This is a genomic window from Flammeovirga kamogawensis, assembly GCF_018736065.1.
GTDB classification, from domain to species: Bacteria; Bacteroidota; Bacteroidia; order Cytophagales; family Flammeovirgaceae; genus Flammeovirga; species Flammeovirga kamogawensis.
The window spans coordinates 4,028,186-4,046,117 of record NZ_CP076128.1 but is presented as its reverse complement, the minus strand read 5'-3'; the positions used below and the strand labels follow the sequence as shown (position 1 = coordinate 4,046,117).

Here is a 17,932-nt window from a genome sequence, read left to right as displayed (position 1 = left end):
ATAATAGATAAACAAAAGACGATGCGAACAATAACTTTACTTAAAAACCTATCCTTATTAATTCTTGGGAGCTTTATAATTTCTGCCTGTGTAAAAGATGTAGACTCCACTGTTCCAAGAACTGTTACATTAAAATTTGATTGGACAGCGGCCACTATTTCTGGCTTAGACTCTGGAATTGCTGTCATATCACATCAAGCAGGTTTGGCCGAGTGGAATTTTAAAACCGACCAAACAGAAGTCACTATCCACAATGTTATTGGTAATTTAGTGGTATCTCAACCTGAATTTCTACCCACAGAAGAAATTGCTGTTCCTGAACAAACTTATATTATTCCTATAGAGCAACCCGAAACAACAATATACTTTGTTGCACCAAACTCTTTATAATTGTGATTATATTTTTATTACACAATAGAATCTTAAAGCGATCATATTTAAAAAATTGAATTTTGCTTTTCTATTGTAGTGTCTCAAATATTATGTAACTTCTTGATACCTAAGTATTCACCCAAAAGTAAAATATGAAAGTCTCAGACTTTATTTCTAAAGAAGAAAGCGGAAATAGAGAGGTCAAAATTGATAAAGTTGAATTTAGCCTAATCCATGATGGCGTAAATGACAACCTTGGTATGTTATATATGCATGTTTATTACTTTATCAATAATTACGATGAAAAACCTATGTGTAGAACCTATAAATTTAGTCATCTCCATACCGAAGATTGGCTCTATTACATTCTCATAGGAGGTAATAAAAATATAGAAGCTAGAAAATGGCTTTTAGAACGTATGCGTACTCAGTATGGTATTTCATTCCTAAAAAAATTAAAATAAAAAAAAGCGATAGTTCGGTTAAAGGAACTATCGCTTTTCTATTTTCTAACGAAATTAGTCTACTTTCAATACAGACATGAACGCTTCTTGCGTTACTTCTACATTACCTAGCTGACGCATACGTTTTTTACCTTTTTTCTGCTTCTCTAGTAACTTACGTTTACGAGAAATATCACCACCATAACATTTTGCAATTACGTTTTTACGCAATGCCTTGATTGTTTCTCTGGCAATAATTTTAGTACCAATTGCTGCTTGAATTGGAATTTCGAATTGCTGACGAGTAATTACCTCTCTTAGCTTTTCACAAATTTTCTTTCCACGATCATAAGCTCCATCTCTATGTACAATAGCAGAGAATGCATCTACAGGATCGTTATTTAAAAGAATATCTAATTGTACTAATTTAGAAGCACGGAAACCAATTAATTCATAATCTAAAGATGCATATCCTCTTGAGATTGTTTTCAACTTATCGAAAAAGTCAAAAACAATTTCAGATAAAGGAATTTCAAAAATTAGCTCTACACGGTCAGTTGTTAAATACACTTGATTTTTCAACTCACCACGTTTCTCCATACATAAGTTCATAATCGGACCTACATATTCTGCTTTAGAGATAATATTGGCTTTAATATATGGTTCTTCAATATGATCTAACTTACTAGGGTCAGGCATATCCGAAGGTGCATTTACAACAACTTTAGTTTTTTCTGCATTATTTAAAAATGCATGGTACTGTACCGAAGGAGCTGTTGTAATTACCGTCATATTGAACTCACGTTCTAAACGTTCTTGAACAATCTCCAAGTGAAGCATTCCTAAGAATCCACAACGGAAACCAAAACCTAAGGCTACAGAAGTTTCTGGCTCCCACACTAAAGACGCATCATTTAACTGAAGCTTTTCTAGTGATGCTCTTAAATCTTCATATTCTGTAGTGTCAACTGGATAAATACCAGCAAATACCATTGGTTTTACATCTTCAAAACCTTGGATTGATTCAGCACAAGGGTTTTCAGTTAAAGTAATTGTATCACCAACTTTTACCTCTTTAGCTTCTTTAATACCAGATATAATGTAACCTACATTACCTGCTGATATAGATTTTCTAGCTTCCTGATCTAATTTTAATACACCAATTTCATCAGCTTTGTACTCTTTGCCCGCGTTGACAAATTTTACAAGGTCTCCCTTTTTTAATGTACCATTTAAAATACGGTAGTATACCTCAATTCCTCTAAATGAGTTATATACAGAATCAAAAATCAAGGCTTGAAGAGGTTCTTTTGGATCTCCTTTAGGTGCCGGTATTCTTTCTACAATTGCTTCTAGAATTTTATCTACACCTAAACCTGTTTTACCAGATGCTTCTACAATATCCTCACGTTCACAGCCAATCAAATCCATAATCTGATCTGCTACTACTTCTGGGTTTGCGTGCGGTAAATCAATTTTATTCATTACTGGAATAATTTCCAGGTCATGTTCCATGGCAAGGTACAAGTTAGAAATTGTCTGCGCCTCAATTCCCTGAGAAGCATCTACAATCAACAATGCTCCTTCACAGGCAGCAATTGATCTTGAAACTTCATAAGAAAAATCGACGTGACCAGGTGTATCAATTAAGTTCAATACATACTCCTGTCCATCTTGAATGTAATCCATTTGTACAGCGTGACTTTTAATAGTGATACCACGTTCACGCTCCAAATCCATATTATCTAACAACTGATTTTGCATATCTCGTTGAGAAACCGTTTGGGTAGATTCCAACAAACGATCCGCCAAGGTACTCTTACCGTGGTCGATGTGTGCAATAATCGAAAAGTTGCGTATATTTTCCATCTTGTCCATATTGACAAAGTTACTTGTATTTCTCTAACTCTCTATCTATCTGTATATATCTAACAAAACTATTAACGTTTTTATACAGGTAGACTCAAAAAATTTTCACAAAAATATGCGAAAAGATCAATACAACACGAATTCTTAAAGTTTTATTGGATAATAATTTCAAGAAAAATGAATAATAGCTCTATTTTTCTTGAAAAATGTTAACCAATATAATTACCTCTATTATTTTAAAGTATATTTACTACAGAATAAAATAAGTTATTAAATGAGCTTTATTGATAAACTTAAAAAACGTTGGAATGTTAAAAGTGGAGGGCAAGTAATTGTTATTCTACTTGTGTTTGCTATTACGGGCACCACGTTTATGTATACTGTAAAGCCATATGTTTATCCACTATTTGGTATCACCTCAGAGAGCTCAACATTTATCCGTATTCTAGCTTTCTTTTTTATTGGGCTACCTTGTTATCAAATACTGTTATTAATTTGGGGAACTGTTTTGGGCCAATTTAAATTTTTCTGGGCTTTTGAAAAGCGTATGTTTCGAAGAATGATTGGAAAAAAATAGTACTTGCCCCTCGTATTATCAATAGTTTATCCACTATTTAAACCATGAACACCTCACACTTAAAAGAAAGTTTACCTAAGGCTTACTATATTGAGCGAGTACATAAATGTTACAAAGCGATCCCATATTATTTTATACCTTATTTAATCATAATCACCTATTTTGTTTTAGATGACTTTAGAATATTTAATAATATAGCATTTACAGCATTTCGAATTCCTTCAATTTTACTTTGCTTTATTACTTTATTTTTACGTTTCACATTTCCTCTTGAGAGTAAATTAAAAAAATATTGGATCCCATTATACGGAGCCTGTATTAGTACTATAGTTTATAGTCTTTATGGTGTAACATACTTAGCTTTTGATCATGAATTATTTGTATCAGGTTTATATATTATAAGTGCAATTCAATTGTTACTTTTCCTTTACAGTATTCTTCCTATAGTTTCAGTATTATTATTATTAAATAGTGGCTTTTTAGTGTTTTTATTCGCTTTAGGGATAGGACATCATACTGATTTCACAAATCATCATTCTAGCTTTTTACCTCTGCCTAACTTTATCGCTATCAGTATTGCTACATCTTTGGTATTGTATATCAAGTATCGTAATACTTTTTTAAGTTTTCAGAATCTATACCTATTTAAAAAAGAACAGGAAAAAACACAAAATCTATATCAAATTACATTAGAGCAAAACAATAAATTGTCATTACAAAAAGAAAAAATTTCAGAACAGAATGACATCCTTTCAACACAATATTTAGATATAGAAAATTCGTTACAATATGCACAACGTATACAACGTACGTTACTTCCTCTATCTTTTTATAAAATAGCTAAAGTATCCGAATATTTTATTTTTAATGAACCCAAACACATTGTTAGTGGCGATTTTCATTGGTTTGGAAAAACAGACTCAGCACAAGTTATAGTTATAGGAGATTGTACAGGGCATGGAGTTCCTGGTGCTTTAATGAGTATGCTAGCAGTGTCTTTATTAGATAGACTGGTACAGGAGAATATATCTGACCCAACGTATATTATAGAAAAAATGCACTTGCGGCTTAACTCTCTTTTACAACAAAAAGAAACCAATAATGAAGATGGTATGGCACTGTCTATTCTTAGTATTCCACTAGATCCTGCTGCCACACATTTTACATTTGCAGGAGCTAAAAGCCCACTTACTATTGTTAAAAAGGATAAAGTATCTTTATATAAAGGAAGTCGTTATTATATCGGAGGGCAGTTTTCGCCCATAAACCACTGTATTAACCATAGTATCAAAATAGAAGATGATATGATGGCATATATGTATTCAGATGGTTTTGAAGATCAGTTTGGAGGAATTGATAATAAGAAATACAAACCAGCAAAGTTTAGATCTCTTTTACAAAATATTACAGACAACTCTGCTTTAATACAAAAACAGAGTCTTTCTTCAGAATTTCATCAATGGAAAAATACTCTACCCGATAACATTATGCAGGTAGATGATGTTTTGGTAGCTGGATTTCGTTTTACTACTGTATCTCAGTAACCTTTACAATATCATCAAGTCGTATTTGCAAACCATTTGATAGAATTGCATATTCTACTTTATCTATCACTTTAAGTGTTTTAATAGAAGCTTCTATTACTTTATCCTGATACGTAATTTGCAATACTGCTTTATGCATTGCCCATATCTCATATTGATCATACAAAGAACAAGCTACAGGCTTATAGCTTCCTTGTTTTCCATTTTCGTGCATTCTTCTTTTTTCTGATGGTCAATTATCTTCTTCTGACATTTAGCATATCCTAAATGTATTGCTTCGTGTAACACACTCAACTCTGCTGCTTCTGCAACAGTATGTATCGTTACCCCTATCCCTGTTACAAATGTTTTGTAAGACTTAAATAGTCCAGCAGCAAAATCTTTATCTAACTGCTCTATCAACTGTAAACCTGCAGCTTTTAACTCATTAATTTCTGCAGATGAAAGATCACGTGTAGGGTATGTTCCTTTAGAAAACATCTCAATCCACTTTTCTTCAACAGGTGGGTTCACTCCCGAAAGTTGATAACATAACTTTTGGTGTGAAACAACACTATGTCCAAAATTCCAAATGATGTTATTCTTAAAGCCATCAGGAATTGTATTCAATTCTTCTGTCGAATGTTCATCAATGAATTGAATAAACTGCTTGCGTAATTTACGGGAAGTGTTTAACATATTAGAAGAGGTAGTTATAAGTAATAATCAGTAGCCTAATTTACAAAATTATTATTGTCTAAAAAGTAATTAACAAAAAGATTTGCACAAAAAAAGCCTTGCAATATTTCTATATATTACAAGGCTAATACTCTAATAATAAAGTATTTACTAATTCTGAGGCATTGTACATGTTTCTAATATAATAATACGGTCCATATACACATTTATTTCCTCTTCAACATTATATTTTAATTTTTTATTGAATTGGATATTAACCAAACGGTCCAACTCTAATTGTAGGTCTGCTACCTTTTTCTTTAAAGATGTTCTACGCTCTAATTCTTCGATAATAGCACGTGAATGTGGCAAATCATTACCTTCAATAAATATTTTCAAGTCTTCTTGATCTTCAAAAGATAAGCCATCGTAAGCAACTTGTGCCAAGCGTAATCCTTCTACTAAATCAGCTGAATGACTATATTTTTCAAATTTTTCTTTTAAAACTTCTGTTAGAAAAGATGATGAGATATTCATAATAATTGATTGTTTATAAGCATTAATAATGAGAGGAATATTTTCATCCTCCTTAAAAATTAAACCTTTAATCACCTCATTATGTTTGATTTATTTATTTGTATTAACAATGTCTAGTATTTTTAATCTTTAGTTTCTATTAATTAAACTCATAAAATAGTCTGAATAGTATCTCAAGTGCTATTTTATTTACAAAATTGTCTTAAAAGTAAAAAAGAGCTCCGTAAAACAAAGCTCTTTTCCAACCCAAAAACTAACTATTTCTCATTGCTATAATCTTTATTGAATAATTGAATTATTCAATGTAATATCTTTATAAATCATTACTGTTTTCAACATTTAATGATTGTAATTTCTGTGTTATACTATATATACACCTACCCCACCTTTTACCCTACCTAAAAAGTAATAAAAAAATGTTAATGTGTATTTTTTTTAGATGAACTATAAGTCAATAGAAATTCAAGGAGTAAAAATGTTTAATTTCTTATCTTTATATTACATTTTGATACTTTTTTGAGTATTTATTGTTTAATTTGTAATCTAAATAAATAAGAAAAGAATAAATTGACTACAAATTGAGCAAAATAACACATACAGGTTTTCAGTCTCCTGCGGGTGATTATGAAGAAGATGATATTAGAATAGATCAATATCTTCTGAGAAACCCCTATGCTACGTTTGTAATGCGTATGCAAGGAGACGCCATGAAAAAAGTTGGCCTGTTTCATAACGATTTATTATTAGTTGACAAATCTTTACCCCCAAAGAACAATAGTATAGTAGTAGCATGGAGTAATAAACATGAATTTATTGTTAGACGGCTTCTAATCTCTGACACAGGTATGTACCTACTTTCCGAACAAGGACATATCATTGGCAAAAAAAACGATTTTACAATATGGGGGGTAGTAACATTTAGTATTAGACATCATCATTGGAAAAAATGAAAAGAGATATTTTAGGTAGAGAGCAAAAAAAATATGCTTTGGTAGATTGTAATAGCTTTTATGCTTCTTGTGAAAAAGTTTTCCGCCCTGATTTAGAAGGTAGACCTGTAGTGGTACTTTCTAACAATGATGGTTGTGTAGTTGCAGGAAGTAAGGAAGCTAAAAAGCTAGGCTTAACAATGGGAGTTCCTTTCTTTAAAATGAAATCGACTATCCAGAAACATCAAGTAGCTGTATTTTCTTCTAATTATGCCCTGTATGCTAGCCTGTCTAGAAGGGTAATGTCGTTGTTACGTAATTATGGTTCTTCTATAGAAGTCTATTCCATTGATGAAGCCTTTCTAGATGTATCTAAATCTGCTCAAACTACAGAGGTTGGGTATATTATACATAATACTATTCGGCAATCTACAGGCATTCCTGTTGCTGTAGGTATTGGTAGTACAAAGACATTAGCAAAATTAGCCAATCATGTTGCTAAGAAAAACGATGCCTTTGCTGGAGTATGTGAATTAAATAGTTATCAAGAAGGGCAGAAATATATAGCACATTTACCAATAGATGAACTTTGGGGTATTGGACGACAGCATACTAAGTCTTTGCAAGAGCATAATATTTACACTATTGGTAGTTTTATGACACTACCAGAAAGTTATATCAAAAAAAAATGGTATACTCCTGTTTGGCGTATCTATAAAGAATTACAAGGAGTACGTTGCCATACGTTTATTGATAATGCTCCAAAAAAGAAGGGAATTGGTACAGCAAGAACATTTGCCAAGCCAGTAAATACTTGGTGTAAATTAAAAGAGATTGTAAGTGGTTTTATCGCTACAGTGGCATTAAAACTACGTAATCAAAATAGTTGTACACAACGGTTGTCTGTATTTGTTACAACTGACAAATATAGAGAGCAAAACCCTTACTTTGGTAGTAAAAGTATTTGCTTACCAATGCCTACAGATGATACATCTACTTTAATAAAAGCTGTATTACCTCTTTTAAAAGCTATTTTTCACGAAAAACATAATTATAGAAAAGCAGGAGTTTATATTACAGATATTAAACCTAATACAAGTAGACAATTAGCTATCGGTACCTCTTGCTCTGCCGAAGAACTGGAGAAACAAAGTACATTATCTGCTACAATTGATAAGATTAATCAGAAATTAGGAAAGAACACATTAGTGTTTGCCACGCAACGGCTTTCTGCAAAACATCCTTTTGATATGAAACAAGCCAATAAGTCACAACGATTTACCACAAGCTTAGATGAAGTGGCTTGTGTTAGTTAAATAGAAAGTATCACCTATAAAAAGTCTTCTAAGAATACCTTATCCTAGAAGACTTTGTTTCTTTTGTAAAAAGGAAAGTAGTGTAACTATTTTGCAGAGCAAATAATTATATCTCCACTAGTGTTGTAATAAGATACATGTACTTTAACGTCTCCGTTTACAGTAAAATTTAAATTGGTAATTTGACTTGTTTTTACAACATCGTCTAAAGATGCCGAACGTATACCTGTTTTAAACATTGCAAACAGGTTTGTATTTGTAGTGTTATATAGATAAACTGATTTACCTTCTTTATACACACCAATATAATCATCTAAAAGGTTTATCGCTTCTGTATTTTCATAAACCAATCCTTTTTTAGACATTAATTCTGAATTGGTTAATTTATCTACATCAACAGCAAAAATATTAGAAGAGATAACAAGCCCAAGTAGCACAACAATCATTTTTTTCATTTCTCTTACTTATTAAGTGATTAATAATCAGAAATAACGAAAGTTATAAAAAAGGTATTGATACTATATGATTTATAAGTATCAGATTACGATGTTTAAGGTTATACAAAATAATATTTTGTTAAAATGAAGCCTCAAAACATCTCATACAGTGTTAATAAGGGCTGTTTCTAGAAAAAAACAACAATTATCTAATTTATTAAGAATAATTCCTTTGTAATTAATAGGATTTTCATCACATTTGTAATGTACTTTTCTAAGAAGTGGTTAATAGGTATTAATCTTTCCTCTTTTTTGGAACAAAAACAAGAGCTTTACAGTTAGATAAGTACGATTGACAAAGTCATAAAAAGTACTCTTAATTTATTAAGAGGAATATTTATAAAGAACTCATTTTTAATTGGTTTTAGTTTTTAGCTAAGTTGTTAAAGGTCCTGCTCTATGAGCACGACCTTTTTCTTTTTTATACCAATTTTTATTTTATTCTTCTAAGAAAGTCCCTTAGTTAAATAAAGAATAATCAAATCATGATCTACTTGAATTTCACGTGCAAGCATTGCCTGTACACCAAGCATTACAGTACCGGAGAATATCATTTTATTCTGATCCCCATTAAATAACTTCATATAAGCATCTCTCACATAAAGCATAAAAGGATTTGCCCCTCTCCCTTTAGATTCTAAAAATTGAACAATGGTGGAGTTTTCATAGTAAAAATCTATTTCGTACCTATAAAATGCCTCTATATTCTGTTCTATTAATTTATATTGGTTAGCCTTACGCTCTCCTAAAAATTTGACTATCGCATCTACCAAACCATATTCTCCATCAAAACGAGTATAAAAAACTTTAGTAGTAGTACCGCAATGTGTTGCTAATTTACGCAAAGACCATTCTCCCCCATCAGTTATAAACTGAATGGACATCTCTACCATAGCCTCTTTAGTTGGAGCAGCATTTTTACGTGTCTTATTCATAATTAAATTGAAGTATATTAGTAATTACTGTATGTTCTTTAATTTCTCTTGAAAAAGCACTCAAAAGAAACATTGTTTCAAATACGTGTTAATTTTATAAAAAAACAAGAATATTACTCATCCAAATGAAGATTAAAAATCTTTTAAGATGTATTTAATAATGTTGAAAAACTAAAAATTGGAAACTTAAAAGTAAAGCTCTTACTTTATTTAAAATTAGAAGAAATGACAGCAAAAGAGATTTATCAAGAGATTCATAAACAATTACTACCAATTTATGATGATAACGAAGCAAGTAGTATTGCCTATTTATGGTTAGAAGAACGGTTGGGAGCAAAAAAAATCAATGTAATGCTTGATAAACATGCTATTGATTTTGATATAAAAATACTTGAGAATGATTTAGAGCGACTAAAAAAACACGAACCCATTCAATATATTATTGGATACGGAGATTTTTATGGTCACAAATTTTTCTTAAATAAAGATACACTTATACCACGTTCGGAAACAGAAGAATTGGTTTTTACTATTTTACAAAGACATAAAGAAGGTGTATTACTTGATATTGGTACAGGTTCTGGCTGTATTCCTATAAGTTTAGCATTGGAAAGCAACCTTACAACAATGGCTATAGACATTAATAAAGATGCTTTAAAGGCTGCAAGTAAGAACGCTGAACTCTTAAAAGCCAATACAACATTCTCTAGGGTTGATATTTTAACAGATGACTTAGAGAGTTTCCCAATGTTAGATATAATTGTGAGTAACCCTCCTTATGTGATGAATAAGGAAAAAGCACTTATGGATAAAAATGTATTAGAATTTGAGCCCGATAGGGCTTTATATGTAGAAGATGATGCACCTCTAATTTTCTATCAAAGGATTGCTTCTATAGCTGCAAAAAAACTTAATAAAGGAGGTTGGCTGTATTTTGAAATCAATGAACAATTTGGGAAAGAAACAGAAAAATTAATGCTTGATGAAGGCTTTATAAATACTCGGATTATAAAAGATTTTCAGGGAAAAGATAGAATGCTTGAAGGTCAACTTCAATAATATCAACATAAAAAAACTTCTAAGTACTATTTATACTTAGAAGTTTTTTTTATAAAATAGTGATGATTTACACTACTTAAATTTTAATTACTCTAACCGCTAATAGCACATCTAAACAAAGTAAGAACAATGCTACCATTAAAAAATAGTAATATTTATTAGCAGACACATCTGCCATTTTTGAGCCTTTTAACTCTCCTTCAATCTCACTAATTGATGTTATCAGGCGGTTAATATCATTTTGCTTATCACTAATTTCATAATAATCTCCTCCTGTTTCATTAGCTAATTCAATAAGTGAAGAAGGATTAAGCTTAGTTACAATATCATTTCCTGTTTTATCACGTTTAAAACGGTAGCCAGCAGGAATTTTACTTCCTTCTTCTGTACCAATACCCATAGTAAATAAACGAACACCTTGAGACTTAATCTCACTTATTGCATGGTCTGTATCGTCTCCAAAATCTTCTCCATCACTTACTAAAATAATAACTTTAGAAGCCTGCTTTGCTGTTGGCACACCTTCTTCTGCATCTTCTAATTTTTTAATAGCCATTTCTAAAGGAGGACCAAAGTCTGTACCCGAATTAGATATTAAAGAAGTACTCATTGTTTCTATAAACATATTAAGTGCGTTGCCATCATAAGTTAAAGGGCACTGAAGAAAAGCATCACTAGTAAACACTATTAAACCAATTCTATCAGAATTAAAAGATTTAACAAGTTGCTTTAACTCAAATTTGAGTTTTGCTAAACGAGAAGGCTTTACATCTGTCGCATCCATAGATTTGGATAAATCGACACAAATGTAGATATCTTTACTAACAGCTTTTACTTCTTTTTTCATTTCTCCAAACGAAGGTCCAAGGAGTGCAAAAATCATTAAAGCAAAATATACCGTTCTAAGGATTAATTTATATAGCGTGGCTCCACCTTTTGCTCTAAAAGACTTTCTAGCACGTATTATTCTCCAAAGATATAATCCATATAGTACAATAAATGCTGCAATTAGAGCTAACTCCATTCCACCAAGTTCTCTTGCAAATGTCATGTTATTTATAAATATATATATCGTTATCTATCTAAATCAACTGCTAATTTAAAAGATTTATTCATGCAATAGAATAGTAAAAATAAAATTACACTTTTTAACCATTGAATATCAAGTCAATGCATATATGCTAAATTTAATTAACACTTTTTTATTGAATTCAATTTGGATTAATGGAATATCACCCCTTATATTTGCATCGCATTAAACGAAAAGGATGTCAGTAATGATAAACTTTTATGTGCAAGGAGAGTTGCCAGAGTGGTTAATGGAGCAGTTTGCTAAACTGTCATCGGGTAACCGATGCATGAGTTCGAATCTCATACTCTCCGCTAAAGTTCGGGATGTAGCATAGTCCGGTTAATGTACCTGGTTTGGGACCAGGGGATCGCAGGTTCGAATCCTGCCATCCCGACAAAAATTAAGCGATCTTCTTATGAAGATCGCTTTTTTTATATCTATAATTTAATACTTTTGAGTAAATCAGAGTAATCCGTTAAATAACTTAATCATCCCTTTTGATTAAACAGTGCTTAACATCGGAAATAAATCTTTATATCCATTGAAACACTCTTAACTAAGAAATACTATGTTTAAGACCAAGGAAGCAAAATTACTAGGCTATTCTATTCTAGTAATGTTTATCCCATTCATTTTATCAATTGTAACACATGAAACTCAGAATGCTTGGTGTGTACATTTTTTTAATGAAAACCATACCGCATTTTTCGATCAGTTTTTTAAATACGCTACTAATCTAGGTGATGGCCTTATTTTAATACCTTTCTTATTCTTATTACTCTATGTAAAAAAAGAATACTGGTCAGTATTAGTAATGGCATCGGCAATACATGGTATAATTGTTTATTTAGTAAAAGAGCAACTACTTAAAGGGAGTCAATTTGCATTAAGACCAGCCGGCTTACACGGTGCTGATGCCTTTAACCAGATACTTGACGTGCATTTACATACTATTGATACCTTTCCCTCTGGACACACTACGACAGGATTTGTTATTACAGGTATGTTAATTGTTCTTTTTCCGAATTGGAAAGGAGTGTTATCTGGAATGATTTTCGGCTTTATTGTAGCAATATCTAGAATGTATTTAGGGCAACACTTTTTAGTTGATGTATCTGCAGGTGCAATTGTAGGTTTAGCAACTGTACTGGTATCGTGGGTAATTGCTTACAAGAAAAATTGGTTGAGGTTAAAACCTTGGGAGAAGGTAACTCAGTAAAGAATAAGAGGTAACTAATTAAAAAGTTATCTCTTATTTTTTTACCCTTACATTTAATGATGCAATAATATCTCCATCATAAAAGACATGAATATTATAATATCCTTTTACTGATATTTTTGATGTAATATGGACAATATTTGCATCTAAATTAACTATATCTGATTTTAAATAATTTAGTTCTTTGCCCCATTTTAATACTATTTCTTTTGGGTTTACATCCTCACTTACTTTCATTGTAATTGTAAAAAACTCGTTTTTTTTCAATTGAAAATTAATAGTAAGTGGAGAATCTATAAAAATTTGATTTCTAAAAGCAAAGCTATAATGTAAAGGTAAACCTATAAAATCATCAAAAGAGATAAAATTCTCCAAAAGTTGCCATTGACTTTTTAATGGGAAATGTGTTAAAATAAAGTTAGATGGCGGTGTCAAAAAATACCCTTCATTAAATTCAAAATTAAAAGTATACTCTGTACCTTTAAAGTACCCACTTGCCCATGTAGGATCACATAAATACCATTTTCCATCAAGTTGTACAGCATTCCAAGAATGATTAGGTATACTTCCAACATTTAAATCTACTGATAGAGCATTACGACCATAACCATCAACTATTTCACATTTAATTCCAGAAATAGAGCATAGTTTTTTTAAAAGATAAGCATACCCAGTACATACTGTTTTTTTATCTTCTAATAACGTTTTAAATACTTTTTCACTGAAGTTATTATTCCACTCTGTTAAAGATTCTTCATTTTTAAATAACTTCCTTCTATTATTCTGATTCTTGATATTTGCACTTCTATCTGCTGTAATATTTGTACAAACCCAATAAAAAATAGATCGAAACTTTTCAAAATCAGTTGATAAATCTTTCGTTAAACTATTAGAAAAGGTATATAAATTATACAAATCAGCACCTTTATAAGATAAGGCAATACTATCAGCTTTAGAAAAGTCTAAAAAATCATTATTTGAAACCTGAGCATGAGATGAAAGGGTAACGAATAAAAATACAATGAAAAATCTCATTAAAAAATACCTTTTATTCTTTGCCAAAACGTTTTCTTATTAGAAGTATAAATTTCATGAACTTGAACATTCCCTAACCAATCTTGACTCTGATCCATCATTAATTCAATTTCTTTAACTTCAGTATTCTTTACTTTAAATGTTAAGTTCTCGTAGCCAATAAACATAAATTCTATTTCTGAACCAATTGGAACATTTTCTAACTTAAATTTACCATCTAAATTAGTTATTGTGCTAATTGAAGTTCCTTTAATGAAAACATTAACCCCAGGAAGTACATCAAAATATTCCTCTTTATCTTTCACTACACCAACAACTGTTATTCTCCGTTGTGTATCATCTTGAGTTTCACCCTCCACTCTTTTACCTATGTGATTTAAAGAAGAAATTGAAACATTAGTCTTTAATTCTTGAGATTTAGCATCAGTAAAAGGTAAAACTGATAAAAAAGTTATAGCAGCTAAACTAGAAAACCATGTTCTCTTTTCCTTCACAATAGTTAAATCTTTAGAAGAAAATTGATATTCTTTTAATTGTTTAGGTTGAAAACGTCCGCAAATAACACTTCGAGTATTATTAAAATAGTTGATAATTTCCTTATCCGACTTATCCTTAAAATTGATTACTTCTTTCTGACAATGTAGACAAAAACCTCCATTTCTTGTAGGTTTAAAATCTTTAGTATCTGCATTACAACGTTGATCAATAGTTAGTTTTATTCCTGTTTTCATGATACATTTTAGTAATTATAAGATCTAAAAGCAAGTAATAGAATAAAACCATAACTTTCAATAAACTTCACCTTTTTTAAACAGGCCATTCTATTATCCATTATACGCTCGGAGACCTCTTGCTAAAGAGGTTAAAGGTTTTCTAATACTATACCCATACCTCTAAAATCAGTTTTCTGTAATGAATCAATCACATAATTGTACATAAATACGGCCATTTCACTATCAAAACCCAAAACAAAATTTCCTTATGTTCTTCTATAAAAAGAACTAATAAAAATAGATGAAAAAATGAGTTCTTTAGCCAAAAAATCATAAGCATTTATATAAAAAATCACACTCGATATCTATGTTATTGTATTGTAAATACTTGAGCTATACAATCACTTCTATTTACTATCAATAGTATCTAGATACCCTGAACTTCGTATAAAAAAACATCAATTAACGATCAGTTATACCATTAAATTCTTTTCCAGTTACTCTCATTTAAAAGAGTGGCTTACTAAGCAAAAGTAAAAACTTACGGCTTTACCTTACTATATTTAAAGAGGCTTTTTTTAAAACCTGATTATTTCATTTCAGAAATAGCTTAATCAAAATCATTTCAGTAACTTATAAATAGCCATACCATTAGCTATGTTTACTTTAAAACACCTGAAAATGAAACACCAACTTATTAATAACGAAGAAAAGAAACGTTATGAATATATGATTGATGGACATTATGCTTTCATTGATTATATCATCGCTAGAGGAAATATATATTTAACACACACCGAAGTACCTCGTATTTTTGCCGGCCAAGGAATAGGCAAAGAATTAGTATTGGATGTTCTTACAAATATCAAAGAAAAAACTGAATACGATCTCGTTCCTTTATGTCCTTTTGTTGCTGCTTATATAAAGAAAAATCCTGAATGGAAAGAAATTGTATCTGATACAGTGAATATTGAATAAAAAAAACCTCTAGAACATTTAAGTTCTAGAGGTTTTTTTTTGAGTTATTAAACAATAAATATGTAAAACTTGATGTTCTCTATTATTTTGTAGGAACCATTTTATTATCAATTGCACGCTCGGAGAACTCTTGCATAATACCTTTTGCTAATTCCGTTAATGATTTCTCTTCAGGTAGTCCTGTCCCTTTAACATCTTTTTTCTGCAATGGATCAGTAATATAATTGTACATAAACACAACCTTTTCACCATCAAAACCCAAAACATAATCTCCTTGAGTTACTTGAAATATATTTGGTGCTAAAAAGTTTACAGCATAATGAAGGGAGGTTGAATCCATTACATCAGTTCCAAAAGAAACATAATCCTCTGTACAACCTACATAATCAACAATTGTTGGAAAAATATCTAGTTGTTGAGTAACCGTAGAATCTATACCAACTAAAGTCGAATCTGAAGGTGCATAATAGATAATTGGTACTTTAAAAAGGCCTAAACTTGTTTTATATTCTGGATAATACACTTGATTAGTATGATCTGCAGTAATCACAAAAATTGTATTTTTAAACCAAGGCATCTTAGAAGCTGTTTCAAAAAACCTTCCTAAGGCATAATCAGTATATTGAGTCCCTCTATTTAAGGGTAGAGGTCCTCCTTTAAATTTATCCTCATATTCCTCTGGTATTTTAAAAGGATGATGAGATGATAATGTAAAAATACTTGATAAGAAAGGCTCTTCGAAAGTGTTCATTGTATTTGCAAAATATTGCATAAATGGCTCATCCCAGATTCCCCAAGTACCATCAAAATCATCATCGTTGGCATATTCTGTCATGCCATAATAATCATTGTAACCGGCTAAATTCATAAAGGCATCAAAGCCCATAGAACCATTTGGAGCTCCATGAAAAAATGCCGTGTAATATCCTTCTTTACCTAAAACAGATGCAATACTATTTATATCATTCGTTGCATAATGCGACAATACATAAGGAGAATAAAATGAAGGTAAACTAGCAACAACTGAAGGTAAAGCATCGATTGATTTTCTACCATTAGCAAAAGCATTTACGTAAGCTCTACTTTTTGATATTAGTGAATCTGTAAAAGGTGTATAACTTTTATAATCAGGATCAATCGGATTCTTGTTTAAAGCACCTACATACTCTCTTCCAAAACTTTCTATCACAATAGTAACTACATTCATTTTCTTTTTACCTGAACGTGGTTTTGCTTTATGGTAAGCAGAAAACACTTCCGTAAGTTCTTCTTGTGTAAAGAAATTTCTACGTTTTGCACCCTTTTTATTAATGGTACGCAACATAGTGAATGGAGTATTTAATACGATAGACATTTCTAAAGGCTGATCAACATATTCGCCTGCATTATTTAATGAAATTGGTCGAGTTGTTCCATCAAACCCACCTCTTGCTGCACCAAACAATAAACCTGCGTATACCAATAAAATACAGAAATGCTGAAATATATACGCTAATTTATTATAAACAGGACGCTTAAGTTTCGGTTCTATTATTCTATATGCATAAACAAACAAAAACATTAATACAATCCATAAAATAGTCATGTACCAATAGTCTACAAATAAGAAACGGAAGAATAAAATAAAACCATTGTCTTCGTTAGCAAACTCCTGAAATATTGAAGAAGTTGTTCTTTTAGATGTGAATTGAAAAAAGATAGTATCAGCAAAATTCATAGCTAATGTTATCCCATTAACGATATACACAAACCACTTAATTACATTTTGATACCCTTTATTATACCTAAAAGGGAAAGGTAAAATACTTAATAATATAAATACTGAATTGGTATATATAACCGCCGGTAAATCAAACTTCATTCCTCCTAAAAGCAATCTAGTTAAGTTGACATCATCAAAATAAGATTGATTAACAAGGTAAAATACTACGCGAGCTATGCTATATAACAACATGATTAAGAAGAATCTATATAGCGTTGCGGTTACGATAGATGTTTTAATACTACGACGGTTCATATCAACTTTAATAAAAACATATGATTTAATCTAACAAAGGTAATTGACAATTAGTTAGTGATTACATTGATATACAAAGAATTCTTGTTAATCATAACAAAAACTCACTGTGTATTTCTATTTTTGTAACTGCATAAAAGCAAAGACTCATATTAAAGAGGTT

The 17,932-nt window shown here is 30.8% G+C and carries 19 protein-coding genes and 2 tRNA genes; 11 read left to right on the top strand and 10 right to left on the bottom strand.

The annotated features are described in order from the left end of the window. The first annotated feature begins 21 nt into the window (after nucleotides 1–21). Nucleotides 22–390 carry a hypothetical protein gene (locus KM029_RS16385; RefSeq protein ID WP_144074271.1) on the top strand — a complete coding sequence of 123 codons (369 nt, stop codon included), beginning with the start codon at nucleotides 22–24 and terminating at the stop codon, nucleotides 388–390. Between the two features lie 134 nt (nucleotides 391–524). Beyond that, nucleotides 525–836 (top strand): hypothetical protein, encoded by a 312-nt coding sequence (locus tag KM029_RS16380; protein WP_144074270.1) that lies wholly within the window; start codon nucleotides 525–527, stop codon nucleotides 834–836. 54 nt (nucleotides 837–890) lie between these two features. Here the strand turns inward: KM029_RS16380 and lepA are convergent, their stop codons facing one another. Continuing rightward, nucleotides 891–2,684 carry a translation elongation factor 4 gene (gene lepA, locus KM029_RS16375; RefSeq protein ID WP_144074269.1) on the bottom strand — a complete coding sequence of 598 codons (1,794 nt, stop codon included), beginning with the start codon at nucleotides 2,682–2,684 and terminating at the stop codon, nucleotides 891–893. A gap of 274 nt (nucleotides 2,685–2,958) precedes the next feature. On the opposite strand from lepA, the gene KM029_RS16370 reads away from it, so the two are divergent. After that, on the top strand, nucleotides 2,959–3,261 hold the full coding sequence (locus KM029_RS16370) for a DUF6787 family protein (RefSeq protein WP_144074268.1): 303 nt from the start codon (nucleotides 2,959–2,961) through the stop codon (nucleotides 3,259–3,261). Between the two features lie 44 nt (nucleotides 3,262–3,305). Continuing rightward, on the top strand, nucleotides 3,306–4,805 hold the full coding sequence (locus KM029_RS16365) for a PP2C family protein-serine/threonine phosphatase (protein ID WP_144074267.1): 1,500 nt from the start codon (nucleotides 3,306–3,308) through the stop codon (nucleotides 4,803–4,805). Here the strand turns inward: KM029_RS16365 and KM029_RS16360 are convergent. The 3 genes from KM029_RS16360 to KM029_RS16350 all read right to left on the bottom strand — a co-directional run bounded on the left by KM029_RS16360 (nucleotide 4,789) and on the right by KM029_RS16350 (nucleotide 5,999). Further along, on the bottom strand, nucleotides 4,789–5,019 hold the full coding sequence (locus tag KM029_RS16360) for a Rho-binding antiterminator (RefSeq protein WP_144074266.1): 231 nt from the start codon (nucleotides 5,017–5,019) through the stop codon (nucleotides 4,789–4,791). The genes KM029_RS16365 and KM029_RS16360 overlap by 17 nt on opposite strands. Further along, nucleotides 4,980–5,483, bottom strand: a complete 504-nt coding sequence (locus tag KM029_RS16355; protein ID WP_144074265.1) for a DinB family protein — start codon at nucleotides 5,481–5,483, stop codon at nucleotides 4,980–4,982. Before KM029_RS16355 ends, KM029_RS16360 begins: the two co-directional genes overlap by 40 nt. 150 nt (nucleotides 5,484–5,633) lie before the next feature. Continuing rightward, nucleotides 5,634–5,999: a hypothetical protein gene (locus KM029_RS16350; RefSeq protein ID WP_144074264.1), complete on the bottom strand. Its 366-nt coding sequence runs from the start codon at nucleotides 5,997–5,999 to the stop codon at nucleotides 5,634–5,636. Nucleotides 6,000–6,577: 578 nt separating this feature from the next. Between KM029_RS16350 and KM029_RS16345 the strand changes: the two genes are divergently transcribed. Together KM029_RS16345 and KM029_RS16340 are read left to right on the top strand one after the other, a co-directional pair. Beyond that, complete coding sequence (locus KM029_RS16345) at nucleotides 6,578–6,949, top strand: LexA family protein (RefSeq protein ID WP_144074263.1); 372 nt, start codon at nucleotides 6,578–6,580, stop codon at nucleotides 6,947–6,949. Beyond that, on the top strand, nucleotides 6,946–8,244 hold the full coding sequence (locus KM029_RS16340; RefSeq protein WP_144074262.1) for a Y-family DNA polymerase: 1,299 nt from the start codon (nucleotides 6,946–6,948) through the stop codon (nucleotides 8,242–8,244). Before KM029_RS16345 ends, KM029_RS16340 begins: the two co-directional genes overlap by 4 nt. An 86-nt stretch (nucleotides 8,245–8,330) precedes the next feature. Here KM029_RS16340 and KM029_RS16335 read toward each other — a convergent pair whose 3' ends face one another. Both KM029_RS16335 and KM029_RS16330 read right to left on the bottom strand, forming a co-directional pair. Then, nucleotides 8,331–8,699, bottom strand: coding sequence for a hypothetical protein (locus KM029_RS16335; protein WP_144074261.1), 369 nt, complete (start codon nucleotides 8,697–8,699; stop codon nucleotides 8,331–8,333). Nucleotides 8,700–9,187: 488 nt separating this feature from the next. After that, nucleotides 9,188–9,676: a hypothetical protein gene (locus KM029_RS16330; RefSeq protein ID WP_144074260.1), complete on the bottom strand. Its 489-nt coding sequence runs from the start codon at nucleotides 9,674–9,676 to the stop codon at nucleotides 9,188–9,190. A 225-nt stretch (nucleotides 9,677–9,901) separates the two neighbouring features. Between KM029_RS16330 and prmC the strand changes: the two genes are divergently transcribed. Further along, complete coding sequence (prmC, locus tag KM029_RS16325; RefSeq protein ID WP_144074259.1) at nucleotides 9,902–10,735, top strand: peptide chain release factor N(5)-glutamine methyltransferase; 834 nt, start codon at nucleotides 9,902–9,904, stop codon at nucleotides 10,733–10,735. A gap of 76 nt (nucleotides 10,736–10,811) precedes the next feature. On the opposite strand, the gene KM029_RS16320 is transcribed toward prmC, so the two are convergent. Next, nucleotides 10,812–11,786: a vWA domain-containing protein gene (locus KM029_RS16320; RefSeq protein WP_144074258.1), complete on the bottom strand. Its 975-nt coding sequence runs from the start codon at nucleotides 11,784–11,786 to the stop codon at nucleotides 10,812–10,814. A gap of 247 nt (nucleotides 11,787–12,033) precedes the next feature. On the opposite strand from KM029_RS16320, the gene KM029_RS16315 reads away from it, so the two are divergent. The 3 genes from KM029_RS16315 (at nucleotide 12,034) to KM029_RS16305 (ending at nucleotide 13,026) form a co-directional block, all read left to right on the top strand. Next, a tRNA-Ser gene (locus KM029_RS16315) sits at nucleotides 12,034–12,118 on the top strand. 8 nt (nucleotides 12,119–12,126) lie between these two features. After that, nucleotides 12,127–12,201 (top strand) — tRNA-Pro (locus tag KM029_RS16310). 174 nt (nucleotides 12,202–12,375) lie between these two features. Next, nucleotides 12,376–13,026, top strand: a complete 651-nt coding sequence (locus tag KM029_RS16305) for a phosphatase PAP2 family protein (RefSeq protein ID WP_144074257.1) — start codon at nucleotides 12,376–12,378, stop codon at nucleotides 13,024–13,026. A 33-nt stretch (nucleotides 13,027–13,059) separates the two neighbouring features. Here KM029_RS16305 and KM029_RS16300 read toward each other — a convergent pair whose 3' ends face one another. Beyond that, complete coding sequence (locus KM029_RS16300; protein WP_144074256.1) at nucleotides 13,060–14,061, bottom strand: transglutaminase domain-containing protein; 1,002 nt, start codon at nucleotides 14,059–14,061, stop codon at nucleotides 13,060–13,062. After that, nucleotides 14,061–14,792 carry a carboxypeptidase-like regulatory domain-containing protein gene (locus KM029_RS16295; RefSeq protein WP_144074255.1) on the bottom strand — a complete coding sequence of 244 codons (732 nt, stop codon included), beginning with the start codon at nucleotides 14,790–14,792 and terminating at the stop codon, nucleotides 14,061–14,063. Before KM029_RS16295 ends, KM029_RS16300 begins: the two co-directional genes overlap by 1 nt. 663 nt (nucleotides 14,793–15,455) lie before the next feature. On the opposite strand from KM029_RS16295, the gene KM029_RS16290 reads away from it, so the two are divergent. Next, nucleotides 15,456–15,752, top strand: a complete 297-nt coding sequence (locus tag KM029_RS16290; protein WP_215586345.1) for a GNAT family N-acetyltransferase — start codon at nucleotides 15,456–15,458, stop codon at nucleotides 15,750–15,752. Between the two features lie 82 nt (nucleotides 15,753–15,834). Here KM029_RS16290 and KM029_RS16285 read toward each other — a convergent pair whose 3' ends face one another. Further along, nucleotides 15,835–17,706: an LTA synthase family protein gene (locus KM029_RS16285; RefSeq protein WP_205125442.1), complete on the bottom strand. Its 1,872-nt coding sequence runs from the start codon at nucleotides 17,704–17,706 to the stop codon at nucleotides 15,835–15,837. Nucleotides 17,707–17,932 lie beyond the last annotated feature (226 nt).